This is a genomic window from Peribacillus sp. SIMBA_075 (genome assembly GCF_046534585.1).
Map to the genome: position 1 here is coordinate 1 of NZ_JAWRYN010000141.1, position 431 is coordinate 431.

Below are 431 nucleotides of genomic sequence, written 5' to 3' on the forward strand. Positions count from 1 at the left end.
GAAGACAATTATTCAAAATAATATTAATTTCTACTTTACTTTTTATTGTTTTATTCATTGGTTTTATAATAGGAATTTCACAATTGAACAATAGAGCTTACTTAGCGATGGATCGTGATTTAAATATGATTAGACAAATTACAAGGCCTAATACGGAAAGAGGTGTAGCAATTACTTCTAACGGTTTATTTAAAAGCACAGTAGAGTATAAAACGTATAAAGTTATTGAAGGGAAACCTGTTAAGTGGGAGGATGAAGTGTACGAGTATAAAGTTTGGAATACATTTCGCCGATTATCAAATGTAAATCCATTAACGATAGCTGATAATGTTGTAGTGGGAAATGAACGTATTAATAAGACAAGTGAATTGTATAATAATCAAACGATGGAAAGAGAGATGCAATTTTATCTTCCATTTGCTTCACATAAT

General features: G+C 29.7%; 1 protein-coding gene. It reads left to right on the forward strand.

From position 1 onward, the window contains the following. A partial coding sequence (locus SB775_RS27520; protein WP_410864308.1) for a sigma factor regulator N-terminal domain-containing protein occupies window positions 1-431 on the forward strand: 431 nt, incomplete at both ends.